Raw genomic sequence first — 24,509 nt, forward strand, 5'->3', positions numbered from 1 at the left:
CCTGCGGAACGGAGCAGGCCCCGCTCCGTTCAGGACCGCTCCCGCTGCTGCTCCCGCAGCGCGCGTTGCAGGAGTTCGGCCAGGTGCAGGGCCCGGCGGCCGTCCGCGAGCTGGCTGATCTGCGTCCGGCAGCTGTAGCCGTCCGCGAGGATCACCGTCTCCGGCGCGGCGGCCCGCACCTCCGGCAGCAGCACCCGCTCGGCGACCGCCACCGAGACGTCCCAGTGGCCGCGCTCGAAGCCGAAGTTGCCCGCCAGACCGCAGCACCCGGAGTCCAGGACCCGGTTGTCCAGGCCGATCCGGGCGTCGATCCGCCGGTCGGCCGCGGTGCCCAGGACGGCGTGCTGGTGGCAGTGCGTCTGGGTGACGGCGCTCGCGCCGACCTGTGGCAGCTCCAGACCGGCCGCGTGCTCGTCCAGGAACTCGGCGAGCGTCCTCGTCCGTCCGGCCACCGCCCGTCCGGCCGGGCCGAGCAGCTTGGGCAGCTCCTCGCGCAGCGCGGCCGTGCAGCTCGGATCGAGGCCGACGACGGGCAGGTCGGAAGGGAGGACGCGCAGGCTGCGCCGCATCACCCGGCGGGCGGTGTCCAGCTGGCCGGTGGACACCCAGGTCAGGCCGCAGCAGACCGGCCCGGCCGGCAGTTCGACGGCGAAGCCGAGGTGCTCCAGCACCTCCACGGCTGCCTGCGGCACCTCCGGCTGGAGGTGGTCGGAGAAGGTGTCCGGCCAGAGCAGCACGCGCTGGGCCCCGGCGGGCGCCGGCCGGGCGGTGCGGCGCCGGCGGAACCAGCGGGTGAAGGTCTCCGGCGGGAACACCGGGAGGTCCCGGCGGCGGTCCACGCCGCCGAGGCGCTTGAGCGGCCCGGCCAGCGGCGAGCGGGCCACCCGGTTGGCGAGGCCGGGCGCGAGGGCCACCGCACGCAGCCAGAGCGGCAGCCAGCCCATCGACAGGTGGGAGGCGGGGCGCAGCCGGTGGCGGTAGTGCTGGTGGAGGAACTCGGACCGGTAGGTCGCCATGTCGACATGGACCGGGCAGTCGCTCGCGCAGCCCTTGCAGCCGAGGCACAGGTCGAGGGCCTCCCGCACCTCCTCCGAGCGCCAGCCGTCCGGCACGGCCTCGCCGCGCAGCATCTCGGCCAGCAGCCGGGCCCGGCCCCGGGTCGAGTGCCGCTCCTCACCGGTCGCCATGTAGCTCGGGCACATCACCCCGGTCGTCGTGTCGACGCACTTCGCGACGCCGACGCAGCGGTGGACGGCCTTCAGCAGGCTGCCGTCGTCCTCCTCGTACGGCAGGGCGAGCGGCAGGTCGCGGACGGGGCCGTCGAAGCGCAGGTCGGCGTCCAGCGGGCGCGGGTCGACCAGGTTCCCGGGGTTGAGCAGGCCCGTAGGGTCCCAGATCTGCTTGAACCGGCCGAACAGGGCGATGATCTGCGGCGAGTACATCCGCGGCAGCAGCTCGGCCCTGGCCTGCCCGTCGCCGTGCTCGCCGGAGAGCGAACCGCCGTACGAGACCACCAGGTCGGCGGCCTCCTCCAGGAACTCCCGGAACTCACCTGTGCGCCGCGGGTCCGCGAGCGGGAAGTCGATCCGCAGGTGTACGCACCCCTCGCCGAAGTGCCCGTACGGGATGCCGCGCAGGCCGCGCCGGCGCAGCAGGGCCCGCAGGTCGCGCAGGTAGTCGCCGAGCCGCTCGGGCGGTACGGCGGAGTCCTCCCAGCCGGGCCAGGCCTCCGCGCTGCCGCCGCCGGGGGTGGGGATCCGGGTGGCGATCCCCGCGCCGGCCTCCCGGACACCCCAGAGCTGGCGCTGCTCGCCCTGGTCGGTGACCACGGAGACGGTGGCCGTGCGTTCGCGGCGCACCGCGTCGGCGAGGGTGCGCGCGGCCTCCAGCGCCTCGGCCGCGGTGGCGCCGCCCACCTCCAGGAACAGCCAGCACTCGCCGGCCGGCAGCCGGTCCAGCGCGGGCGGCCGGCGGCCCGCGGCGAGCAGGGCGCCGACCAGGTCGGCGGCCATCCCCTCGACCGTCAGCGGGCGCAGCGGCAGCAGGGCCGGAACGGCGTCGGCCGCGGCCGTCTCGTCCGGGTAGCCCGCGACCACCAGGACGCGGGCGGGCGGCTCCGCGACCAGCCGGACGGTCGCGCCGAGCAGCAGCGCGCAGGTGCCCTCGGTGCCGGTGAGGGCCCGGGCCAGGTCGTACCCGCGTTCGGGCAGCAGGGCGTCCAGCGGGTATCCGGAGGTGCGCCGCGGCAGGTCCGGCATGCCCTGGCGCAGGACGGCGAGATGCTGCTCGGTGAAGTCCTGGAGTGCGCGGTGCAGTTCGCCCGCCCGGCCGGGCAGCGCGCGCAGGAGCTGCCGCCCGGCCGGGGGCAGCGGGCCGCCGACGGTCAGTTCGGTGCCGTCGGCGAGCAGCAGGTCGAGGGATTCCACGTTGTCGCAGGTGCGCCCCCAGGCCACCGAGTGCGAGCCGCAGGAGTCGTTGCCGATCATGCCGCCGAGCGTGCACCGGCTGTGGGTGGACGGGTCGGGGCCGAAGCGCAGCCCGTACGGGCGGGCGGCCGCCTGGAGGCCGTCCAGCACGGCGCCGGGCTCGACCCGGGCCAGGCGGCGCTCCGGATCCACCTCCAACACCCGGTTGAGGTGCCGCCGGAAGTCGAGCACCACGGCGCCGGGGCTGATCGCCTGCCCGCCGATGCTGGTGCCGGAGCCCCGGGCGACCACCGGCACGCCGTGCTCGCGGCAGAGGGCGAGGGCGGTGCGGACGTCCTCGGTGTCGGCGGGTTTCACCACCCCGAGCGGCAGGTGCCGGTAGTTGGAGGCGTCGTGGCTGTAGACCGTCCGCTCGGCCGGGCCGAACCGGACGTCGCCGCGTACGGCCCGGGAGAGCGCCCGTTCCAGCGCGGCGCCGTCGGCGGCCGTACCGGTGCGGTGGTGCTCGGTCACGGGGCGGCTCCCGGGGCAGGCGCGGCGGTCATGCCCTCGATGATCCCAGCCCGGCCCGCCGGGCGGGCGGGGCCATCCCGGCCGGGAGCGGACGGTGCGTCATGTGGCAGGCTCGGTTGCCATGATCGCCGACAACGCCGCCCAGGGGCCGGAGCACACGCCCGGCCCGTACGTCGAGAACCTGCCGGTCGGGCAGCGACTGCCGATCCCCGGGAACGGCAAGACAGGGTGGGAGATCTTCCCGTTCGAGGGGGACCTGCGAGTCCGGGTGCCGGCCGCGCCCGAGTGGCCCGAGCCGCCCCGCCAGGGGGAGGCGGGCGCGCACGTCTGAGCGCGGAACCGGACTTCTCAGTACCAGTGGTGCGACTGCCAGAACGCCCAGGCGCCGCAGGGGCTGCCGTAGCGGCTGTTCATGTAGCTGAGGCCCCACTTGATCTGGGTGGCGGGGTTGGTGCGCCAGTCCGCGCCGGCCGAGGCCATCTTGGAGCCGGGCAGCGCCTGGACCAGGCCGTACGCACCGGAGCCCGGATTGGTCGCGGTGACCTTCCAGGTGCTCTCGCGCTGGACGATGTTCTTGAAGCACTGGAGCTGCCCGGCCGGCACGATCTGTGCGGCGATCTGCTGGGGCGTGCCGGTGAAGGCGCCGCTGCTGTTCAGCGCCGGGCGCTGCTGGGCACGGGAGGCGGCGGCAGCGGCGTCCGCCTGCGCCTTGGCGTCGGCCTGGGCCTTGGCCTGTGCCTGCGCCTGGGCGTCGGCATCCGCCTGGGCCTGGGCGGCTGCGGCCGCGTCGGCCTGGGCCTGTGCGTCGGCCTGCGCCTGCGCCTCGGTCTGGGCCTGCGCCTCGGCGGCGGTCGGGGCGACCGGCCGGCCGTCCGCCGAGGTGGTGCCGACCGGGGCCGCCGCCTCTGCCGTGCCGGTCTCCTGGGGGAGTGCCAGCGCGAGTGTCGCGACGCTCGCCACGGCGATGGTGGTGACGCCGGTGATCAGGGAGTTGCGGCGGGCATGGGTGAGCTGCATCGGGCGGACATCCTCTTCCGTCGGGCTGGGGCCGCGCCGAAGGCGCACGGCGGTGCGGGGCGTGCTCGGGGGAGCAGTCCTGCGTGCCGTGTCGGACGGCGGTGACACCCCGGCGGGGAGGACGGGGCGGGCGGGATGCGCGACGGTGGAGTGCTCCGCGCTGCCCGGGGCCTGCACATTCTTTGCAGAGCCGAGAGGGGCGGGCAACGAGCACCGGTACTACGGCCGGTAGTGGACACGGCGCTGTGGGCGGGCCGGGCGGGACGCTCCGGGGCCGCTCACCCGGCGGGCGGGCCGGCCGGCTCCGTGTGCGGGCGTGCCGGGCACCGGACGGCCCAGTAGCGGGCGGTGGCCCGGTTTCTCCCGCGGCGGCCCGGGCGGCCCGGCGCCCTTCGTACCGCTCGGCCGAGGACGCCGCCGCGCGGCCGGGGCCCGCGACTATCGGCGGCAGTAGTGGGGCGCCGGCCTGTGGCCGGGCTCACAGCTCCTGGCCGGCGGCCCGGCCCGACGGTGACCGTGCGCGCTCGCGGGGCTACGGCTGGGAGCGGTAGGGATCGGGCTCGACGCTGTTCGCGTACGGGTTGCCCGGGTAGGGGCCCGGCTCGTACCCGCCGGTGCCGGGGTGCTCGCGCGGCTCGTCCTCGCCGTCGTCCCCGTCCGCGTCGGCGGCCTCCTCGACCGGCACCAGGTCGCGGGCCAGCAGGGTCGCGCCCGCGACGGCGCCGGGCATCGCGAGGACGGTCAGCAGCGGGACGAGGAAGAGCAGGATCAGCGGCACGCCGAACCCGAGGGCCAGCGGCAGTCGTGCGCGCAGCAGGCGGATCCGCTCGGCCTGCGGCACCTGGCGCCGCTGGAGGGCGACGGCGGCGAGTTCGACCGTGAGGAAGAAGCCGGAGACGCAGAAGCCGGCCACCGGGACCACGGTCTGTCCGATCACGGGGATGAACCCGCAGGCGAAGAGCAGCACGCCGAAGGCGAGGACCAGGGCCAGCACGTACAGGCTGTCGCGGGCGGAGATCCACAGCTCGCGCCAGAGCGGGATGCCGGGCTTGGGGGGTGCGCCGCCCTCGGTCTCGTCGACCTTCTCGCAGAGCGACTCGTAGAAGGGCTGGCCGACCAGCAGGGTCACCGCGGTGAACGAGATCAGCGCGATCAGCAGCCCGCCGCCGAAGGCCAGGGCGGCGAGCACGCCGCGGAGCAGGCCCTGCCAGGGCGAGCCCCAGCCGTCGGCGAACGGCGTGGCCCAGGAGGCCAGATCGTCGGCGCGGGCGCTGAGCACGACCAGGGCCACCAGGTAGCCGGCCATCGTGATCAGGGCGGGGATCATCCCGAACCCCCACCAACGGCCGTGCCCGGCCACCCACTTCTGGCCCCTGACCAGGTATCTCAGCCCCGCTGCAAGATCTCGCACACGGGCAAGCGTAGGGGACGGCACCGGACGGGTCACACTCGCGTCGTCCGGTGGCCCTGACGACCCGTCCGGCCGGGCACCGACGGGGCGGTGGCGCGGCCGGACGGGACGGGGTCAGGCCGCGCGGGCGGCCGAACTGCGCCTGCGGTCCACGATCGCCGCGGCCGCCAGCACGACCGCCGCCGCGACCAGCGACAGGTACATCTGCGTCCGGCCCTCGGAGTCGGTGAACATGTAGACCACGACGAAGCCGATCAGGCCGATCGTCGCCCAGGTGAGGTACGGGTAGAGCCACATCCGGACGGTCAGGCGCTCGGGCGTCTCGCGTTCGATGATCCTGCGCATCCGCAGCTGGGAGAAGCAGATCACCAGCCAGACGAACAGAGCCACCGCGCCCGAGGAGTTGATCAGGAACTTGAAGACGGTGTTCGGCGAGGTGTAGTTGAAGAACACCGCCAGGAAGCCGAAGACCACCGAGGAGAGGATCGCCACCCGGGGGACGCCGCGTGCGCTGACCCGGGCGAAGGCCTTCGGGGCGTCGCCGCGCTGCCCGAGCGAGAAGGCCATCCGCGAGGCGGTGTACAGGCCGGAGTTGAGACAGGACAGCACCGCGGTCAGCACGATCACGTCCATCACCCGTGCCGCGCCGGGGATGCCCACGTGCTCCAGCACCGCGACGTACGGGCTGCCCTTGACCGAGGCGTCGTCCCACGGGAGCAGGGTGACCACGATGGCGATCGAGCCCAGGTAGAAGACGCCGATCCGCCAGATCACGCTGTTCGTGGCCCGGCTGACGGCCTTCTCCGGGTCGGCGGACTCGCCGGCCGCGAGGGTGACGATCTCACTGCCCATGAACGCGAACACCACGGTCAGCATGCCGGTGAAGACGGCCCCGACCCCGTGCGGCAGGAAGCCGCCGTTGCCGGTCAGGTTGCTCGTGCCGACCGCGCCGGTGCCGGGCAGCAGACCGAACACGGCGAGCGCGCCGATCACGATGAAGGCGGCGATCGCCACCACCTTGATGCCCGCGAACCAGAACTCGAACTCGCCGTACGACGCCACCGAGAACAGGTTGGTGGCGGTCAGCACGGCCATCACCAGCAGCGCGAACGCCCACTGGGGGACACCGGGTACCCAGGTGTTGAGGATCTTGGCGCCGGCGGTGGCCTCCACGGCCAGCACCACGACCCAGAAGAACCAGTAGAGCCAGCCGATGCTGAACCCGGCCCACCGGCCGAGCGCCCGGTCCGCGTACGCCGAGAACGAGCCGCTCTGCGGGTCGGCGGCGGCCATCTCGCCGAGCATCCGCATCACCATCACGACCAGCACGCCGGCCAGGGTGTACGAGAGCAGGATGCCGGGGCCGGTGGAGGCGATTCCGGCGCCGGAGCCGACGAACAGGCCGGCGCCGATCACGCCGCCGATCGCGATCATCGACAGGTGACGGTTCTTCAGGCCGGCCTTGAGGTGGCCCTGCCCGGGGTCCGATCCGGGTGGCCGGTGGCCGTCCTGGATCGGTGACGCGGCCCGGGTGGTGGTGGTTTCCGCACTCATCTGAGGGTGCCTGTGCCCTTCCCGCGCGGCCGTCCCTTCGGCCTGTGGTGCCGGAGGGTGGGGGACGGATCCACGCAATGCGGTGCAACCTAGCCTCTCCTTCCGGGTATCGGAACAAGGCCTTCGTAAATGTCCGCTCAGCGGACGTGTATCCGCAGGTCGGAGCGGGTTCCGAGGCCTCCGTGAAAGCTCAGATCTGGCGCAGCGTCAGCCCGGCGGCGAGCGCACCGGCCGGCCCGGGGGGCCGTCCGGACGGCGTTCGCGGCCCACGCATACTGGGGGCATGAAGATCAGCGGAACGGCCTCGCGGCGGGTGGCGGCGTGACAGTGCTCGTCGTGCTCGCCCTGCTCCTGGTCCTGGCCCTCGTCGGCCTCGCCCACTGGTACCTCTGGCGCCGGCTGGTGCGCGACGTCAGCGCACCGGGCGGGCCGTGGCGGCGTACCGGCACGGTGCTGGCCTTCGTGCTCCCCGTGCTCGCCGTCGGCGCGCTGGTCGGCGGCCGGGTGCTGCCGATGGCGGCGGAACGCTGGCTCGCCTGGCCGGGCTACCTCTGGCTGGCCGTCCTGCTCTACCTGCTGCTCGCGCTGCTGGCCGGCGAGGCCGTCCGGCCGCTGCTCGCCCGTCTGCCGCTCCGCCGGCCCGCGCCCGCGGAGCCGGTCGCCGCAGCGTCCGTGACCGCAGGGCCCGTCGCCGCAGCGCCCGCCGCCGCGGCGGACGCCCCGGCTGCGCCTGCCGTCGTCTCGCCCGAGCGGCGCCTGTTCATCGCCCGGACGGTCGCGATCGGCGCCGCCGGCGCGGCCCTCGCCGTGGTGGGCAACGGTACGTACGGAGTGCTGCGCGGCCCGCGGCTCAAGCAGGTCACCGTGCCGCTCGCGAAGCTGCCCGCGCGGGCGGACGGCTACCGGATCGCCGTGGTCAGCGACATCCACCTCGGCCCGATCCTCGGACGCGCCCACACCCAGCGGATCGTCGACACCATCAACGGCGCCCAGCCGGACCTGGTCGTCATCGTCGGCGACCTGGTCGACGGCAGCGTGCCCGACCTCGGCCGGGATGCCGAACCGTTGGCCCGGCTCCGCGCGAGGGACGGCTCGTACTTCGTCACCGGCAACCACGAGTACTTCTCCGGCGCGGCGCCCTGGGTCGACTTCGTCCGCTCGCTGGGCGTGCACCCCTTGCAGAACGCCCGGGTCGAGCTGGCCGGCTTCGACCTCGCCGGGGTCAACGACCTGGCCGGGCAGGCGGAGGGCGACGGCCCCGACTTCGCCAAGGCGCTCGGCGACCGCGACCGCAGCCGCACGTCCGTCCTGCTCTCGCACCAGCCGGTCACCATCCACGACGCCGTCCGGCACGGCGTGGACCTGCAACTGTCCGGCCACACCCACGGCGGCCAGCTCTGGCCCGGCAACTACCTCGCCGAACTGGCCAATCCGACCGTCGCCGGGCTGGAGCGCTACGGCGACACCCAGTTGTACGTCACCCGCGGCGCGGGCGCCTGGGGCCCGCCCGTCCGGGTCGGCGCGCCCTCGGACATCACCATCGTCACCCTCGCGTCACTCCAGATCTGACCGTCGGCATACTGTCCGGATGGATTCCGGACAGGACGACCGGACCGGGTGGGGGCTGCGCCCCGCCCGGTCCGAGGACATGGAGCCGATCGCCGAGCTGCGCGCGGTCGTGCTGCGCGACGACCTGGAGCGGCTCGGCCGCTACGACGAGGAGCGCGTCCGGCAGCGGCTGCGCGACGGGTTCTCCCCGGAGCGCACCACGATCGTGCTGGCCGGCGGTGAGGCGGTGGGCTGCTTCACGCTCCGCCCGGAGCCGGACGGCCTCTGGCTGGAGCACTTCTACCTCGACCCCCGGCAGCAGGGCCGCGGCCTCGGCAGCGCCGTGCTCCGCACCGTACTGGCGGGGGCCGACCGCGAGGGCACGGACGTGCGGCTGAACGTGCTGCAGGGCAGCGCCGCCCGGCGGCTGTACGAGCGGCACGGCTTCACCGCCGACTCCGAGGACGCGGTGGACGTCTTCATGGTGCGGGCGCCCGGTGCGGGCGACGGGGTGACGCTCACAGCGCTCACAGCGCTCACAGCGCACGCAGGCCGAGCAGGGTGATCGAGCGCGCGTCCGCCGGGCGGCCGGTCAGCCCGGCGGCGATCAGCCTCGGGATGTCGCTCTCCTGCGAGTACCCGGGCAGCAGCGTCACGTCCGCCCGCCGGACCGCCGCCGTCCCGGCCACGGCGTACGTGACCCGGTAGGTCGTCCGCTCGGGCGGCGGGGCGCAGCCCGGCGCGTACTCGTCCATCTCCGCCGACCTCCTCCCGTCCATTCTGCTCGCACCCGTGCCCGGCCCGCCGTGCGCTCCTCCCGGAGGGCGCCGCCGGCGAAGTCCGCAGGCCCGGTGGCGCCATATCCGCAGGCCCGGTGGTGTTAGAAGCGCCGGTGACCGGGCACCACGCCTGTAGGCCCCGTCACCGGGCGGTCCGGCGGTGGCGAGCGGGCCGGACCCGGACCGACCCGGCGCGAGCGCCGGGGGCTGGAGGCGATCGAGATGGACCGACAGGCGACCGGAACCCCGCAGGGCGGCGCCGGAGCGGCGCGGCCCGGCCCGCTGCACCGCGTACTGAAGTCGATCCGTGACGTCCATCCGGCGACGGCCTTCTTCCTGGTGGCACTGTCCCTCGGCCTGGCCGCGGTGGCCGTGCAGATGTACTACCTGCCGCTGCTCGTCGTCTTCGCCGTGGTGTGGGGCGTGACCGTGGTCGCCCTGATGGGCACGGTGTCGCGCTGGATCAGCAACAGCCAGCGGCACGGCCACCGCGGCGGGGTCGCCGCCGCCGGCCACTGACGCCCGCCCCCGCCGGCCACTGACGCCCCGACGGCTACGGCGCGCCCAGCCACACCGTGGTGATGTTGCAGAACTCCTTGATGCCGTGGCCCGACAGCTCCCGGCCGAAACCGGAGCGCTTGACCCCGCCGAACGGCAGCGCCGGGTGGGAGGCCGTCATGCCGTTGAAGAACACCCCGCCCGCCTCGATGTCGCGCACGAAGCGCTGCTGCTCGCCGCCGTCCGTCGTCCACACGTTGGAGCTGAGCCCGAACGGCGTGTCGTTGGCGAGCGCCAGTGCCTCGTCCAGGTCCGCCGCCCGGTAGAGCGTGGCGACCGGGCCGAAGGTCTCCTCCTGGTGGATCCGCATCGCGGGCGTGATCCCGGAGACCACCGTCGGTTCGTAGTACCAGCCGCGGTCCAGGCCCGCCGGGCGGCGGCCGCCGCAGTCGACCCGAGCACCGTGCGCGCGGGCGTCCTCGACCAGCTCCTCCAGGTCGGCGCGCCCCTGCTCGCTCGCCAGCGGCCCGACGTCCGTCGCCTCGTCCATCGGGTCGCCGACCCGCAGGGCGCGCATGGCCTCGGTGAACGCCGCCGCGAACTCCTCGTACACGTCCGTGTGCACGATGAAGCGCTTGGCCGCGATGCAGGACTGGCCGTTGTTCTGGGCCCGCGCCCGGACCGCCGTCCGCACGGCGGCGCCGAGGTCCGCGCTCGGCAGCACGACGAAGGGGTCGCTGCCGCCGAGTTCCAGCACGGCCTTCTTCACCTCGTCCGCCGCCGTCGCCGCGACGGCGCGCCCCGCCGCCTCGCTGCCGGTCAGTGTCACGGCGGCGACCCGCCGGTCGCGGATCACGCCCTCCACCGCGCCCGAGCCGATCAGCAGCGTCTGGAAGCAGCCCTGCGGGAAGCCGGCCCGCAGGAACAGGTCCTCCAGCGCCAGCGCCGTCCGCGGCACGTTCGAGGCGTGCTTCAGCAGGCACACGTTGCCCGCCATCAGCGCGGGCGCCGCGAAGCGGACCACCTGCCAGAACGGGAAGTTCCACGGCATCACCGCCAGCACCGCGCCGACCGGCCGGTAGCGCACGTACGCCTCGGACGCCCCCGAGTCCGCGACGTCGGCCTGCTCCGGTCGTTCGTCCGCGAGCAGGCCGGCCGCGCGGTCGGCGTACCAGCGCAGCGCCTTGGCGCACTTCGCCGCCTCCGCCCGGGCCGCCGCCAGCGGCTTGCCCATCTCCTCGGTCATCGTCCGGGCGACGGCCTCCAGATCGGCGTCCAGCAGGTCGGCGGCGCGGCGCACCAGTTCGGCGCGCTGGTCGAAACCGGTGGTGCGGTACTGCCGGAAGGCCGATTCGGCGCGGGCGAGACGCAGCTCCACCGCCGCGCCGTCCAGCGCCTCGAAGGTTTCCAAGGTCTCGCCGGTCGCGGGATTGACGCTGGCGATGGGCATGAATGCTCCCTCAAGGGTCCTGGGGTGGGGTGGGGCCGGCACTCGGGGCCGGTGACTCGGGGGCCGCGGGGCCCTGCGCTACTCGGGTGTCGCCTCGGCCCGTGCGGCGGCCTCCCGGGCGCGGGCACCGGAGCGCGTACGCGAGGCCGTGACCTGCCGGTTCGGGAACCGGTGCAGGTACTCGGCCTCCAACTGGGCGGTGCGGCTGGTGTGCCGCTCCAGCGCGTCGTCGGAGCCGTACAGGAAGGTCTCGTGCCGGGTGCGGTGCAGCTGCTCCAGCTCGTGCAGCAGCACCCCGTTGTCCAGCGCGTGCGGGGAGATCCCCTCGGGCTTGTCGTGCGGGCCGTCCGGGTGCCGCATGTCAGTACCTCCTCCGCGTAGCCCCCTTCCTACCTTGTACCCGGCTCCGGGAGCGCGCCGCCGCGGGCCGGGCGCGCCGTTGCGCCGATCGGGTGCGAACGCGCGGCTCCGGCCTGCCCCGGACGGGCGGCGGGTATGGCACCGCCTGTCAGGACTCCCTGCGGCGATTGGTGGCCCGTGGCCCGGAACGTGCTCGCCCGGCTGGAGCTGGCCGCGGTCATGGACCGCCACGACCCCAGCGTCGTGCGCGCCGTCTACTCGGCACTGAACGCGGGCCTCTCGCTGGCCGTGATGGCCGCCCTGGCGCACTTCAGCCACGCGCCGTTCCTCTTCCCCTCGCTCGGGCCGACCGCGTTCCTGCTCTTCTACACGCCCATGGCGCCGACCGCCTCACCCCGCAACACGGTCTACGGGCACCTGGTCGGGGTGCTGGCCGGCTACCTCGCGCTCACCCTCACCGGCCTGCGGGACGCCTCACCCGACCTCAACGAGATCAGCTGGGCCCGGCTCTGGGCCTGCGCGATCGCGCTCGGCCTGACCTGCGGCCTGATGCCGCTGCTCGGCGTCGCGCACCCGCCCGCCGCCGCGACCACCCTGATCGTCGCGCTCGGGCTGCTGCGGACGCCGCTCCAGCTGACCGTCGTGATGATCGCGGTCGTGCTGCTCGTCGCGCAGGGCCTGGCGGTGAACCGGCTGGCGGGTATCGCCTACCCCTGGTGGCGCCCGCCCGGGCCGGGCGGGAGCGGCGGCTCCGGGTCGTAGGATGGACGTTTCTGCTCCCGTTTCCGCCCCCGAACATCGAATCGAACCCTCATGCCGCTGCCCAAGGCCGAACTCCACCTTCACATCGAAGGAACGCTGGAGCCCGAACTCGCCTTCGCCCTCGCCGCCCGCAACGGTGTCGTCCTGCCCTACGCGGACACCGAGGAGCTCCGGCGCGCCTACTCCTTCAGCGACCTGCAGTCCTTCCTCGACCTCTACTACGCGCTGATGGCCGTGCTGCGCACCGAGGACGACTTCGCAGACCTGGCCGACGCCTACCTCGCCCGCGCCGCGGAGCAGGGCGTCCGGCACGCCGAGATCTTCTTCGACCCGCAGGCGCACACCGCCCGCGGCGTGGAGATCGCCGTGGTCGTCGAGGGCCTCGCCCGGGCACTGGAGCGCAGCGAGGAGCGGTACGGCATCAGCACGAAGCTGATCATGTGCTTCCTGCGGGACGAGTCCGCCGAGTCGGCGCTCGCCACCTTCGAGGCCGCCAGGCCGCACCTGCACCGGATCTCCGGCGTCGGCCTGGACTCCGCCGAGGTCGGCAACCCGCCGGCGAAGTTCCGCGAGGTCTACGAGCTCGCCGCCGCCGCCGGTCTGCACCGGGTCGCGCACGCGGGCGAGGAGGGCCCCGCGGAGTACGTCCGCGAGGCCCTGGACGTGCTCGGCGTCGAGCGGATCGACCACGGCCTGCGCTCACTGGAGGACCCGGAGCTGGTCGAGCGCCTCGCCCGCGAGCAGATCCCGCTGACCCTCTGCCCGCTCTCCAACGTCCGCCTGCGCTGCCTGGACGCCCTCACCGACCACCCGCTGCGCCGGATGCTCGACGCCGGCCTGCTGGTCACCGTCAACTCCGACGACCCGGCCTACTTCGGCGGCTACGTGGACGACAACTTCACCGCCGTCCGCGACGCCCTCGGCCTGGACGACGAGACGCTGCGCACGCTGGCCGCCAACTCCTTCCGGGCCGCGTTCCTGGACGAGCCCCGCCGCCGCGAACTGCTCGCCGAGGTGGCCGCGTACGAGTTCACGCACTGAGGTGCCCGGCCCTGCGGCCGCCCCGGGCCTGTGCTCAGGCCTCGTCGAAGAGGAGGTCCTCGACGGGACGGGTCATCCGCAGGGTCTGGCCGTTGCTGATCTCGACGATGTGGTGCAGGCCGGTGACGAACGTGTCGGTCGAGAGGATCCGGAAGGTGTCCCCGCTGCCGGCCAGGAAGGCGGGGAAGCAGGCCAGCGAAGGGTCCCCGAGGTCCAGGTAGTCCTTCAGCCGGCGGAACAGCTTCGGCAGGATCACCACGTCGTCGGTGATCGAGGACATCCCGGCGACCTTGGCACCCGTGAGGGTCGCGTCCACCGGCCAGACACCCTTGGCGGGTGCGGCCTGCGCCTGGCGGACGGCGGCGGTCAGCTCGTTGCGCAGGACCGGGAACAGGCCGGTGTAGTACGTGGGGAAGGCCAGACCCAGCGTGAGCAGGTGATGGTTGGCGGTCCTGCGCAGCAGTTGCACGCCGACGTTCGTCTCGAACCCGCTGGTTCCCGGCGGTTCGCCCCGGCCGACCAGGGCCACGCAGCGGCCGTGGACGTCCGCGCCGCCGGTGAGGATGAAGCCGGGCACCCGGTCGGGCGTCGCGGTGACCGTCTCGTCCGGGTTGCGGTGCACGTCCGTGAAGCCGAGCCAGTTCAGCAGCTCGTCGGCGGCGGCGTGGGCGAGGAGCAGGGGCTGGTGGACCTCCGCCCCGTGACCGAGGTAGTGGGTCTCCAGCGTGTCCACGCCCTCCAGCCGGACGCTGACGTGGCCGCCGGCGCCGGGCACGATCGCGCGCGGGCCCGGGACGAGCTTCCATTCGGTGGGGTGGTCGGGAGTGAACGGAATGGTGTCACCGTCGGGCCTGGCCCGGCCGGTGACATGGAACGATCCTTTGATCATCAACAGTGGCATGACAGCCCCCGGAGAATTCGGCGCGCTCGCGCCCGATGAGGGATCGCCGTGAGGCGGGCAGCCGTCGGGCTCACCTGACACCCGGGCAGCTGAGCCGCCGTCGGTCTGTCGGGTGACCGGTGGGAGCTTCTGCCGTGGGCGAGTTGACTGCCGCCGACGATCTCCTACCAGCGTAGGCCGTTCGGCGGCTTCCGTGCCAGTGCCCCGGCATCCTCCTGGAACGATCACCGGACGGCCGTCCGGCGGTGGCGCGCCCAGGTCGTCCCGGGTCGCGCCACCGCGGTGTGCCTACTTGGTGAGCGGGGCGAGCTTGGGGTCGTTGGCATAGGACTCGGCCGCGTTGGCCTTGGTCACGATCACCGGCGGGAGCAGGTAGGACGGAACCACCTTGACGCCGTTGTCGTAGGACTTGGTGTCGTTGACCTCCGGCGAACCGCCGCCCTGCAGGGCCTTGACCATCGCGATGCTCGCCGCGACCAGCTTCCGGGTGTCCTTGTTGATCGTGGAGTACTGCTCCCCGGCCATGATGGACTTCACCGACTCCGCCTCGGAGTCCTGGCCGGTGACGACGGGCAGTGCCTTGCCGGCGCCCTTGATCGAGGTCAGGACGGCCCGGGCGAGAGTGTCGTTCGGTGACAGGGCCCCGTCGAGGGTCCTGCCGCCGTTGTAGGTCGAGGTCAGCAGCGAGTCCATGCGCTGCTGGGCGTTCTCGGCCTTCCAGCCCTGGACGGCGGTCTGCTTGACGTCGGTCTGCCCGGAGCCCACCACGATGTCACCCTTGTCGATGAGCGGCTTGAGGACGTCCATCGCACCGTTGAAGAACACCGCCGAGTTGTTGTCGTCCGGTGAGCCGGAGAACAGCTCGATGTTCCACGGCCCGGTCGCCTTCCTGGCCTTCATGCCCTCCAACAGAGCCTGGCCCTGCAACTGGCCGACCTTGAAGTTGTCGAAGGCGACGTAGTAGTCCACATCCGGGGTGTTGGTGATGAGCCGGTCGTAGGCGATGACGACCGCGCCGGACTCCTTGGCCTGCTTCACCTGGGTCGAGAGCTGCGCGGCGTCGGTGGCACCGATGACGATGACCTTCGCGCCCTTGGTGATCATGGCGGAGATCTGGGCCTGCTGGTCGGCGACGGTGGTCGAAGCGCCCGCGTACTGCACGTCGGCCTTGAAGCCCGCCTCCTTGAGCCCGTTGGTGAACAGGTCGCCGGCGAGGACCCAGTTCTCCGAGGTCTTGGAGGGGAGGGCGACGCCGATCACGGCGTCGCCCGCGAAACCCTTGCCGGACGTGCTGCCGTCGTCGCTGCTCCCGCCCTCGCGTTCCTTGGAGCAGGCTGCGGCGCCGAGCATGAGCACGGCCACCGCTGCGCTCGCGACTGCCTTGGTGAGGAGGTTGCGCATCATGGGATTGCCTTTCGTGGGCTGCCGCGGGAGGCACTTCCTGCGGGAGTCTGTCCGCCGGTACGGGGCGTCTTCGGGGGGCGTCAGCCCGCAGCGGGGACCTTGGCCTCGCTGTGCGGGGCATCGGCGCCGGCCGCGCCGGGGGCCGGGGTGTCACGGCGGAACGGGCGGGTGACCGAGTCGATGACCGAGAACCGGCCCTGGCTCTTGTTGTGGACGTCGAGCGCGACGGCGAGCAGCAGCACCAGGCCCTTGATGATCTGCACCAGGTCCACGCCGACGCCCATGAGCTGCAGGCCGTTGTTGAGCAGGGCCATGACGAGGCCGCCGACGATCGAACCGCTGATGGTGCCCAGGCCGCCGGAGACCGCGGCGCCTCCGATGAACACCGCTGCGATCGCGTCGAGTTCCCAGCTCAGCCCGTCCTGCGGGCCGGAGGCAGCCGACCGGGCCACGAAGATCATGCCCGCCAGGGCGGCGAGGACCGACATGTTCATCATGACGAAGAAGTTGACCCGGTTGAGCTTCACGCCCGACAGTTCGGCGGCGCGCGCGTTGCCGCCCACCGCGTAGATGTGCCTGCCGCTGACGGTGTTGCGGGTGTAGAAGGAGTAGGCGAGCACCAGGACGCCCAGGATGATGCCCGACACCGGCAGGCTGGTGCCGACCCGGCCGCCGGCGAAGCGCAGCGTGGCGAAGACGATGACGCCGGTCATCACCACGAGCCGCACACCGGAGACCCACAGCGGGGCGGGCCGCGCGCCCATCTCCCGCCGGGTGCGCCGGGCACTCCGCTCCCGCCACACCACCGCGACGCCGGCCAGGCCGCCCAGCAGCAGGGTGAGGTTGTTGTACCCGGTGCTGGGACCGACCTCGGGCAGGTAGCCGGCGCCGATCGTGCGGAAGCCTTCCGGGACGGGGACGGTGGCGGCGTTGCCGATGAACTGGTTGCCGCCGCGGAACAGCAGCATGCCTGCCAACGTGACGATGAACGCCGGGACGCCGACGTAGGCGACCCAGAAGCCCTGCCACGCGCCGATGACCGCGCCGACCAGCAGGCCCAGCAGGATGGCAGGCGGCCACGGCAGGTCGAAGTCCTTCATCGCCTTGGCCACGATGATCCCGGTGAACGCCGCGACCGAGCCGACCGACAGGTCGATGTGGCCTGCCACGATCACCATCAGCATCCCGATGGCGAGGATCAGGATGTACGAGTACTGGCTGACGACGGCGATCAGGTTGCCCGGGGTCAGCGTGAGTCCGTCCGTCAGGATCTGGAACAGGAGGATGATCGCCACCAGGGTGAAGATCATGCCGAACTGGCGGCTGATCGAGGCGCTGCCCCCGAACAGGTTCTTCTTGAGGTCTTGGTATCCGCTCATGGCACCGGAATCTTCTTGGTAGTGGTCATCTGCTTCATGAGGAGTTCGGGGTCGGCGTCGGCGCGGGCGACCTCGCCGGTGATGGCCCCCTCGAACACGGTGTAGACGCGATCGCACAGGCCGATCAGCTCGGGGAGTTCCGAGGAGATGACGACGACGCCCTTGCCCTGTGCGGCGAGTTGCTGGATGAGCCCGTAGATCTCGGACTTGGCGCCGACGTCGATGCCGCGCGTCGGCTCGTCGAGGATCAACAGGTCCGGGTCGGTGAACATCCACTTGGCCAGGACGACCTTCTGCTGGTTGCCACCGGAGAGTTTGGCCACGCCCTCGTACACCGTCGGTGCCTTGATCCGCAGATCGCGGCGGTACCCCTCGGCGACGCGGTGCTCGGCGAGCCGGTCGATGACACCGTGCCGCGCGAGTTTGGCCGGCTTGGCGGCCACCACCGAGGTCTTGATGTCATCGAGGAGATTGAGGCCGATCGCCTTGCGGTCCTCGCTCACGTAGGCCAGGCCGTGCCCGATCGCCTCGGAGACCGACCTGAGCCTGATCTCCTCGCCGTCCTTGAAGACCCGGCCGCTCTGCCAGACCCCGTAGGACCGGCCGAACAGGCTCATCGCGAGTTCGGTGCGGCCGGCGCCCATCAGGCCCGCGAAGCCGACGACTTCGCCTCGGCGCACCGTGAAACTGGACCCCTTGCACACCAGCCGCTCGGCGGAGACGGGGTGGCGTACCGTCCAGTCGCGGACTTCGAAGAACACCTCGCCGATGTCGGGGGCGCGGTCGGGGAAGCGGCTGCCGAGTTCCCGGCCGACCATGCCGCGCACGATGCGGTCCTCGTCGACCCCGTCGGCGTGCACGTCGAGCGTCTCGATGGTCCGCCCGTCGCGCAGGATGGTGATGGAGTCGGCGATCGCCTCGATCTCGTTGAGCTTGTGCGAAATGATGATCGAGGTGATGCCCTGGCCCTTGAACTCGCGCAGCAGGTCGAGCAGGTGCCGGGAGTCGGCCTCGTTGAGTGCGGCGGTCGGCTCGTCGAGGATCAGCAGCTTCACGTCCTTGGCGAACGCCTTGGCGATCTCGACGAGTTGCTGCTTGCCCACCCCGATGTCCTTGATGAGCGTGTCGGGGTCCTCGTGCAGGCCCACCTTCGCCATCAGCTCCAGGAGCCGGCGGCGGGCGCCCCTCCAGTCGATGGCGCCGTGCCTGCGCGGTTCGTTGCCGAGGAAGACGTTCTCGGTGATGGACATGCCCGGCACCAGGGCCAGTTCCTGATGGATGATCACGATGCCCGCGCGCTCGCTGGCCCGGATGTCGCCGAAGCGGACCTCCTCGCCCCGGTAGTGGATCCGTCCGCTGTACGTACCGTGCTGGTGCACCCCGCTGAGCACCTTCATCAGCGTCGACTTGCCGGCGCCGTTCTCTCCGCAGACGGCGTGGATCTCGCCCTGGCGAACCACCAGGTCGACCTCGGCCAGCGCGGTCACACCGGGGAAGGTCTTGGTGATCGAACGCATCTCCAGCAGGACCGGGGCCGCGCTCATCGCCCACCTGGGGCAACGCATGATGTGGGCATAACCATCTCCGGGTTCGGGTGTCGCGCCTTGATGTGCGGTGGGTTCGTCCGGCCGCGAGGAATCTAAATCCAATAGATTTACTTAGTCAACGCCCTGGGGCAGACTGTTGCAGACAGCGAGCCGGGAGGGCGGGCGCGACCGGCAGGAACGGGCACCACCGCCGTAGGCGGACCGCGGGGCACGCTGGTGAGCAGGGCCACCGGCTTTCCCGTGGAACCGAGTTGAACGGCGCGACCGTGATCACGGGCAGCCCTCGGCTGACGGGCTGACGGGTCCCCGGCGCCGGGCTCGGTTCGTCAGCGCCGACCTGTTCGGCGACCGCTCCTCTCCACCCACCGGTACGGGCCGGGCAGACGTCCGCCCCCACACAGCGGAGAAACCACATGGGGTATCGCTCGGCAATCGTCACGGCAGCGGCAGCGGTGGCGGCTGCCCTCAGCGTAGGTGCCGCCCTGCCGGCCGGTGCTGGTGCCGGTGCCAGCGGGGCGTCGGCCGCAGCCGCGCCCGCCTCGCTGCGGCTGATGGCGCTCGGTGACTCGATCACCTGGGGCATCGGCAGCAGCACGGGCAACGGCTACCGGGGCTACCTGGGGGACAAGTTGTCGTCCGAGGGCCATGCACTGGACTTCGTCGGCACCCAGCGCAACGGCACCATGTCCGACCCGGACAACGAGGGCCACTCCGGCTGGCGGATCGACCAGATCGCCGGCATCGCCGACGCGACGCTGAAGCAGTACCGGCCCAACGTGGTCACCCTTGAGATCGGCACCAACGACCTGAACCAGAACTACCAGGTCCCCACCGCCACCGACCGGTTGCACGCGCTGATCGACCGGATCACCGCGGCTGCGCCGGACGCGACCGTGCTGGTCGGCACCCTCATCGTGTCCACGAACCCCGTCGAGGAACCCGGCCGGCCGGCCTTCAACAAGGCGCTCCCCGGTATCGTCCAGGCCGAGCAGGCCGCCGGCAGGCACGTCCGCCTGGTCGACATGGGCACCCTGACCACCGCAGACCTGTCCGACCAGCTCCATCCCGGGGACAGCGGCTACCAGAAGATGTCCGACGCCTTCAACACCGGCGTCCAGGCTGCCGACGCGGCCGGCTGGATCAAGGCGCCCGTCGCCGTCAGGAGCGGCCCGGTGCACTCCGGCATCGCCGGCAAATGCCTCGACGTCAAGGGGGCGAACCCCGCCGACGGCACCGCGGTCCAGATCTGGAGCTGCAACGGATCCGGCGCGCATGTGTGGACCCTCTCCCCGGACGGCACGCTGCGCGCGCTCGGCCGATGCCTGGACGTGGCCGGCGCCGGCACCGCGAACGGCAGCAGGATCCAGCTGTGGTCCTGCAACGGCCATGGCAACCAGCAGTGGAGGTCCGCCGACGGCACCCTGGTCAACCCCGTGTCCGGGAAGTGCCTCGACGATCCCCGGTCCAGCAGCACGAACGGCACACAACTCCAGATCTGGGCCTGCAACGGCGCCGCCAACCAGAAGTGGACGGCACCGTAATCCCGTTCCGGCTCAGGGCCGGGGCCACGGGGCGCCCGCACGCGGACGCGGGGCCGGACCAGAAGCGGCCGGCCCGGCCCCGGGGGCTCGTTCACGGCCCGGAGGTCTGGTGCTCCCGCGTGCCGGGGGACAGACTCCACTCGACGCCCCCGACCGGAGGAGACACGCATGGGCCGCACGAAAGGGTCCCCGCCGGAGTCCTCCGGCGGCGCGGCGGGCGCCGGCGCGCTGGGTGCCAGGGTCATCTCCGCCGCAGAGATGGCGCGGTTCGCGCGGCAGAACAAGCTGACCGGGCGGACGGGACCGCACGACGAGTTCCTTTGGCTGGCGGTGACCTGCGCGGTGGTCCTCTTCGTCTACAGCGTGGCCGCACGTGCGTTGGTGGGGGTCCTGTTCTTCCTGTTCGCCGCCGTGGTGCTGGTCGTCCTCGCCCTGCGCAGGCCGGGAGGCAGGAGGAGCGAGTCCGCGCAGGACCTCGTACTGCACACGGGCGGCCTGGTCCACAGCACCGGCGGTCGTACCCGGACCGTGTTGTGGGAGGAGGTCGCCGAGATCCAGGTCCTCCGTACGGGCGGGTACGAACCCAGGCTGTACGCGTGTCAGTTGACCCTGCGCGGCGGCGGCCGACTCGGGTTCTCCGTGCAGCAGCTCCAGGGCCTCGACCTCGTGGGCGGGGCCCTGGAGGAGAAGGTCGCCCAGGCCCAGCTGCCCGCGGCCCTCGCCTCGATCGAGGCGGGCAGGTCCGTGCGGTTCGGCTCGCTGCACCTCGACGCGACCGGCCTGGCCGACGGCGCCGACCGGCTGCCCTGGGCCGAGGTCGGCCTCGTCGGCGGCGAGTCTGCCGCAGTGGTCCTGGCCGACCGCAGTGCAGGGAGGCTCTGGCGCCGGCAGCAGGCCAACCTGTTCCCCAACCTGGCGCTGTTCCGGCTGCTGGCCGAGCGGTACCTCCCCGAGGAGTGAGCCGCCGGGCGGACCGGCACCCCGTCGGGGTCGGTCCGCCTCCGGGCCGGCCGTTCAGAGCAGGGTGCGCCAGTAGTACCAGAACCGGCTGAGGATCAGCAGCACGATCACCGCGTACCAGAGCGCCGGCACCACCCAGTGGTACCGCGCGGCCTCGCGGACGGCCGGCCGCAGCCGGGCGGACACCGGGATCACACCGTTCCTGAGGTTGTTCAGGGTGGTGTACCAGAACAGCGGGATCATCGCGGCCCAGACCGCCATGCAGTACGGGCAGAGCGCCCCGATCCGGTACAGCGTCTGGGTCATCAGCCAGGTGGTGAAGCCGACGCCGAACACCGTCCCGAGCTGGAGCCCGACCCAGAACCACCGGCGGTAGCGGGCCCCCGCGAGCAGGCCCGCGCCGATCGCCACGACCACCGCGAAGCCGATCAGGCCGATCAGCGAGTTGGGGAAGCCGAACGCCTCCGCCTGGTCGCTGCCCATCACCGAGCCGCAGCTGATGATCGGGTTGATGTTGCAGTTGGGGACGTAGGACGGGTCCTGCAACAGGCGGATCTTGTCGATGGTCAGGACGACCGATGCCGTCAGGCCCACCGCCCCGGCGATCACCAGCAGCCAGGCGAAGGCCCGGCTCGCGCCGACGGCGCCGGCCCGGGAGATCGTGCGGACGGGGTTGTCCGGGTCGGCGTGGGTCATCCGATCGCCTGCTTGACCAGGGCGGTGTACTGGTCCGGGGTGACCGGGGTCCCGTTGCCGAAGACCTCCAGCTTCTTGCCGTCCAGCTGCACGGTCGGGGTGCCGGAGACGCCGCTGTCGTCGAACGCCTTGGAGACCTTGGCCGCCCACGGCGCGTACGTGCCCTCCTGGACGGCCTTGACGAACGCGTCCGTCTTGAGGCCCGGCACCTTGTCCGCCAGGTCCAGCAGGTGGTTCACGTCGCCGAAGGCGTCGTCGCGCTCGTCGGGCTGGTTGGCGTAGAGCACGTCGTGGAACTGCTTGAACTTGTCGACGCCCTCGTTCAGCGCCGCACCGGCGGCGGCCAGTGCCGTCCGCGAGCCCTGGCCGCCGAGGCCCTTGTCCAGGAAGGTCGCCAGGTGGTACTCGATCTTGTAGGTGCCGTCGTCGGCGAGCGCCTGCATGGTCGGCCCGTCGGTGGTCTCCAGCTGCTGGCAGTACGGGCAGCGGAAGTCCTCGTACACCTGGAGCGTGTGCGCGGCGTCGGCCTTGCCGTACGTCACCACGGTGCCGTCGGCGCCGCTCGCGTTGGCGGGCACCACCAGCGGACCGCTCGCCTGCGCGCCGCCGTCCGAGCCGCCGACGGCGAACGCGACACCCGCCGCCAGGGCGAGCACGGCGGCCGAGGCCACGCCGACGATCGTCCGGCGGCGGATCCTGGCGGACCGCTCGGCGAGGCGGCGCTCCTCGCGCAGCCGCTCGGTGGCGGCGCGCTTGCCGCCGCTCCTGCTGTTGCCGGAGGTGCTGTTGTTCTTGCTGTTCTTGCTGTTCTGGGTCATGGGGAACGCGTCCTGTGCTCGGTCGGAAGTCGGCTGGCGCGGGCCGGCCTGCGAGTGGGCAGGCGGGCCGGGCGCGGCGGAGCGACCGCTGAGAGGAGGGGAGAGAGGTCTCAGCAGGCCGGTGCGAGCACCGGCGGACCACGCCGGGCGACCGGGCTGAGCAGCACGACGGAGGCAGGGGCGCGCTCGCGGCCCGACACCGGGAACAGCACCCGTGCGGCAGGCCGGGCCGGGCTGCCGGCGGTCAGCAGCCGCAGCAGGCGGGCGGCGGTCGGCGCCTTGCTGTGCAGGAAGTCGCCCAGCGTGCGCAGCGCCTCGGCGAGGCCGGTCAGCGCGGCGTCGGCGCGCCGCAGCCAGAACGCCGCGAGCAGGGCGATCGTCACGTGCACGAGCAGGAGCAGCAGCCCGCCGGCCATCGTCGGGACGGCGCCGCCGCCGGGCACGGCCCGGCCGGAGCCGAGGCCGTCGTGGCCGAGCAGGAAGCCGCCGACCGAACCGCCCCGGCAGACCAGCGGCTCGAACGCGTGCAGCCCGGAGGCCGACAGGCCCGAACCGGACCGGCCGGGATGACAGGTCGCCTGCGCGAGGTCGAAGAGGACGGACAGGCCCAGCTGGAGCGGGAGGAACACGGCCGCGATCCGGCCGAACCCGAGCCCGGAGCCGGCCAGTGCCAGCGCCACCGCGAAGACGGCCGCGCCGGAGACGACCAGCACCGTCACCGGGAGCGGGCGGCCGGTGACCAGCACCTGGCCGAGCGCGGCGAGCAGGACGACGAGCGCGGCGAATACCGCCGCGCGCAACGTCCTGGGGGCCGCACTGTTGCTCCTCATGTCGTCCGAGTCTGCCACATGTTCACATGCGAACTATCGGCCTGTGAAGATCCTCACGAGCAGGCCCCTTCTTACGGCGGCCCTACCCCCGGGCCCACTCGTCACCGCGTGCGGGACTGCGGGCGGGGGAGGGCTGCGGGAGAATTCCCCCATGCCGGAACTGCCCGAGGTCGAAGCGCTCAGCGCCTTCCTGGACGACCAGCTGGTGGGTCGCACCGTCGCGCGGGTCTTCCCGCTGGCGGTGAGCGCCCTCAAGACGTACGCCCCGCCGCTGACCGATCTGGAGGGCCGCACGGTCGAGGCGGTGGGGCGGCACGGCAAGTTCCTCGACATCACGGCGGGCGGCCTGCACCTCGTCGTCCACCTGGCCCGGGCCGGCTGGCTGCGCTGGCGGGAGAACCTGCCGGCCGAGCCGCCGCGGCCGGGCGGCAAGGGGCCCCTCGCGCTGCGCCTCACCCTGGCCGAACCGGCCGGTGCCGGATTCGACCTGACCGAGGCCGGCACCCAGAAGCGCCTGGCGGTCTACTGCGTCCACGATCCCGCCGAGGTCCCAGGCATCGCCCGGCTCGGTCCGGACCCACTCGGCCCGGACTTCACCCCGGAGGTCTTCGCGGCGCTGCTGCGCGGCGAGCGCCGACGTCTGAAGGGTGTGCTGCGCGACCAGGGCGTGATCGCCGGCGTCGGCAACGCCTACTCGGACGAGGTGCTGCACGCCGCCCGGATGTCGCCGTACAAACTGGCGGCGAGCCTGTCGGACGAGGAGGCGGCCCGACTGTACGAGGCACTGGGGGCGACCCTGCGCGAGGCGGTGGAGCGCTCGCGCGGGCTGGCGGCCGGCCTGCTGAAGGCCGAGAAGAAGAGCGGGCTGCGGGTGCACGGGCGGGCCGGCCAGGCGTGCCCGGTCTGCGGTGACACCGTCCGCGAGGTCTCGTTCAGCGACTCGGCGCTGCAGTACTGCCCGACCTGCCAGACCGGCGGCAAGCTGCTCGCCGACCGCAGGATGTCCCGGCTGCTCAAGTAGGGCGCGTCGGCGGGCGGCAGCGGGCGCCCGGCTCGCGGTGGTGCGCGGACCGG

General features: G+C 72.8%; 23 protein-coding genes. 9 read left to right on the forward strand and 14 right to left on the reverse strand.

Features of this window, described 5'->3' with window-relative positions:
* Positions 1-29: 29 nt before the first annotated feature.
* On the reverse strand, positions 30-2,939 hold the full coding sequence (locus tag ACFUK0_RS08525; RefSeq protein WP_380247562.1) for an FAD-binding and (Fe-S)-binding domain-containing protein: 2,910 nt from the start codon (positions 2,937-2,939) through the stop codon (positions 30-32).
* A 103-nt stretch (positions 2,940-3,042) separates the two neighbouring features.
* On the opposite strand from ACFUK0_RS08525, the gene ACFUK0_RS08530 reads away from it, so the two are divergent.
* Positions 3,043-3,270, forward strand: coding sequence for a hypothetical protein (locus ACFUK0_RS08530; RefSeq protein WP_380247564.1), 228 nt, complete (start codon positions 3,043-3,045; stop codon positions 3,268-3,270).
* 17 nt (positions 3,271-3,287) lie between these two features.
* On the opposite strand, the gene ACFUK0_RS08535 is transcribed toward ACFUK0_RS08530, so the two are convergent.
* From ACFUK0_RS08535 to ACFUK0_RS08545, 3 genes are all read right to left on the reverse strand, one after another.
* A complete protein-coding gene (locus ACFUK0_RS08535) occupies positions 3,288-3,956 on the reverse strand; it encodes a transglycosylase SLT domain-containing protein (RefSeq protein WP_380247566.1) in 669 nt (222 codons plus the stop codon).
* A gap of 532 nt (positions 3,957-4,488) precedes the next feature.
* Positions 4,489-5,367: an EI24 domain-containing protein gene (locus ACFUK0_RS08540; RefSeq protein WP_380247568.1), complete on the reverse strand. Its 879-nt coding sequence runs from the start codon at positions 5,365-5,367 to the stop codon at positions 4,489-4,491.
* A 114-nt stretch (positions 5,368-5,481) separates the two neighbouring features.
* On the reverse strand, positions 5,482-6,921 hold the full coding sequence (locus ACFUK0_RS08545; protein ID WP_380247570.1) for an amino acid permease: 1,440 nt from the start codon (positions 6,919-6,921) through the stop codon (positions 5,482-5,484).
* A gap of 321 nt (positions 6,922-7,242) precedes the next feature.
* Here ACFUK0_RS08545 and ACFUK0_RS08550 point away from each other — a divergent pair, with 321 nt between their 5' ends.
* The gene (locus ACFUK0_RS08550; RefSeq protein WP_380247572.1) at positions 7,243-8,490 is read left to right on the forward strand and encodes a metallophosphoesterase; all 1,248 of its coding nucleotides are present in this window, start codon (positions 7,243-7,245) and stop codon (positions 8,488-8,490) included.
* Positions 8,491-8,509: 19 nt separating this feature from the next.
* Positions 8,510-9,034 carry a GNAT family N-acetyltransferase gene (locus ACFUK0_RS08555; protein WP_380247574.1) on the forward strand — a complete coding sequence of 175 codons (525 nt, stop codon included), beginning with the start codon at positions 8,510-8,512 and terminating at the stop codon, positions 9,032-9,034.
* Here the strand turns inward: ACFUK0_RS08555 and ACFUK0_RS08560 are convergent.
* Positions 9,006-9,224, reverse strand: a complete 219-nt coding sequence (locus ACFUK0_RS08560; RefSeq protein ID WP_380247575.1) for a hypothetical protein — start codon at positions 9,222-9,224, stop codon at positions 9,006-9,008. The genes ACFUK0_RS08555 and ACFUK0_RS08560 overlap by 29 nt on opposite strands.
* A 246-nt stretch (positions 9,225-9,470) precedes the next feature.
* Between ACFUK0_RS08560 and ACFUK0_RS08565 the strand changes: the two genes are divergently transcribed.
* On the forward strand, positions 9,471-9,767 hold the full coding sequence (locus tag ACFUK0_RS08565; RefSeq protein ID WP_380247577.1) for a hypothetical protein: 297 nt from the start codon (positions 9,471-9,473) through the stop codon (positions 9,765-9,767).
* Positions 9,768-9,801: 34 nt separating this feature from the next.
* On the opposite strand, the gene ACFUK0_RS08570 is transcribed toward ACFUK0_RS08565, so the two are convergent.
* Both ACFUK0_RS08570 and ACFUK0_RS08575 read right to left on the reverse strand, forming a co-directional pair.
* Entirely contained in the window at positions 9,802-11,196 is a 1,395-nt protein-coding gene (locus tag ACFUK0_RS08570; protein WP_380247579.1) for an NADP-dependent succinic semialdehyde dehydrogenase, read from the reverse strand.
* Positions 11,197-11,274: 78 nt separating this feature from the next.
* Entirely contained in the window at positions 11,275-11,556 is a 282-nt protein-coding gene (locus ACFUK0_RS08575; protein ID WP_380247581.1) for a DUF6158 family protein, read from the reverse strand.
* 177 nt (positions 11,557-11,733) lie between these two features.
* Here ACFUK0_RS08575 and ACFUK0_RS08580 point away from each other — a divergent pair, with 177 nt between their 5' ends.
* Both ACFUK0_RS08580 and ACFUK0_RS08585 read left to right on the forward strand, forming a co-directional pair.
* Complete coding sequence (locus ACFUK0_RS08580) at positions 11,734-12,318, forward strand: HPP family protein (RefSeq protein ID WP_380247583.1); 585 nt, start codon at positions 11,734-11,736, stop codon at positions 12,316-12,318.
* A gap of 51 nt (positions 12,319-12,369) precedes the next feature.
* A complete protein-coding gene (locus ACFUK0_RS08585; protein ID WP_380247585.1) occupies positions 12,370-13,359 on the forward strand; it encodes an adenosine deaminase in 990 nt (329 codons plus the stop codon).
* A gap of 34 nt (positions 13,360-13,393) precedes the next feature.
* Here ACFUK0_RS08585 and ACFUK0_RS08590 read toward each other — a convergent pair whose 3' ends face one another.
* The 4 genes from ACFUK0_RS08590 to mmsA form a co-directional block, all read right to left on the reverse strand.
* Positions 13,394-14,260 (reverse strand): nuclease, encoded by an 867-nt coding sequence (locus ACFUK0_RS08590; RefSeq protein ID WP_380247587.1) that lies wholly within the window; start codon positions 14,258-14,260, stop codon positions 13,394-13,396.
* A gap of 288 nt (positions 14,261-14,548) precedes the next feature.
* The gene (locus ACFUK0_RS08595; protein WP_380247589.1) at positions 14,549-15,664 is read right to left on the reverse strand and encodes a substrate-binding domain-containing protein; all 1,116 of its coding nucleotides are present in this window, start codon (positions 15,662-15,664) and stop codon (positions 14,549-14,551) included.
* Positions 15,665-15,744: 80 nt separating this feature from the next.
* Positions 15,745-17,043 (reverse strand): multiple monosaccharide ABC transporter permease, encoded by a 1,299-nt coding sequence (gene mmsB, locus ACFUK0_RS08600; protein WP_380247590.1) that lies wholly within the window; start codon positions 17,041-17,043, stop codon positions 15,745-15,747.
* Positions 17,040-18,608, reverse strand: a complete 1,569-nt coding sequence (gene mmsA, locus ACFUK0_RS08605) for a multiple monosaccharide ABC transporter ATP-binding protein (protein ID WP_380247592.1) — start codon at positions 18,606-18,608, stop codon at positions 17,040-17,042. The genes mmsB and mmsA overlap by 4 nt, the downstream gene beginning before the upstream one ends.
* 533 nt (positions 18,609-19,141) lie before the next feature.
* Here mmsA and ACFUK0_RS08610 point away from each other — a divergent pair.
* Positions 19,142-20,131: a ricin-type beta-trefoil lectin domain protein gene (locus ACFUK0_RS08610; protein WP_380247594.1), complete on the forward strand. Its 990-nt coding sequence runs from the start codon at positions 19,142-19,144 to the stop codon at positions 20,129-20,131.
* 168 nt (positions 20,132-20,299) lie between these two features.
* Complete coding sequence (locus ACFUK0_RS08615; RefSeq protein WP_380247596.1) at positions 20,300-21,091, forward strand: DUF6585 family protein; 792 nt, start codon at positions 20,300-20,302, stop codon at positions 21,089-21,091.
* Between the two features lie 54 nt (positions 21,092-21,145).
* Here the strand turns inward: ACFUK0_RS08615 and ACFUK0_RS08620 are convergent, their stop codons facing one another.
* From ACFUK0_RS08620 to ACFUK0_RS08630, 3 genes are all read right to left on the reverse strand, one after another.
* Positions 21,146-21,787 (reverse strand): vitamin K epoxide reductase family protein, encoded by a 642-nt coding sequence (locus ACFUK0_RS08620; RefSeq protein WP_380247598.1) that lies wholly within the window; start codon positions 21,785-21,787, stop codon positions 21,146-21,148.
* A complete protein-coding gene (locus ACFUK0_RS08625) occupies positions 21,784-22,605 on the reverse strand; it encodes a DsbA family protein (protein ID WP_380247600.1) in 822 nt (273 codons plus the stop codon). The genes ACFUK0_RS08620 and ACFUK0_RS08625 overlap by 4 nt, the downstream gene beginning before the upstream one ends.
* A 110-nt stretch (positions 22,606-22,715) precedes the next feature.
* Positions 22,716-23,435 (reverse strand): hypothetical protein, encoded by a 720-nt coding sequence (locus ACFUK0_RS08630; protein ID WP_380247602.1) that lies wholly within the window; start codon positions 23,433-23,435, stop codon positions 22,716-22,718.
* A 151-nt stretch (positions 23,436-23,586) separates the two neighbouring features.
* Here ACFUK0_RS08630 and ACFUK0_RS08635 point away from each other — a divergent pair, with 151 nt between their 5' ends.
* On the forward strand, positions 23,587-24,456 hold the full coding sequence (locus ACFUK0_RS08635) for an Fpg/Nei family DNA glycosylase (protein ID WP_380247604.1): 870 nt from the start codon (positions 23,587-23,589) through the stop codon (positions 24,454-24,456).
* The last annotated feature ends 53 nt before the right edge of the window (positions 24,457-24,509 follow it).

The organism is Kitasatospora sp. NPDC057223 (assembly GCF_042669755.1).
Lineage (GTDB): Bacteria > Actinomycetota > Actinomycetes > Streptomycetales > Streptomycetaceae > Kitasatospora.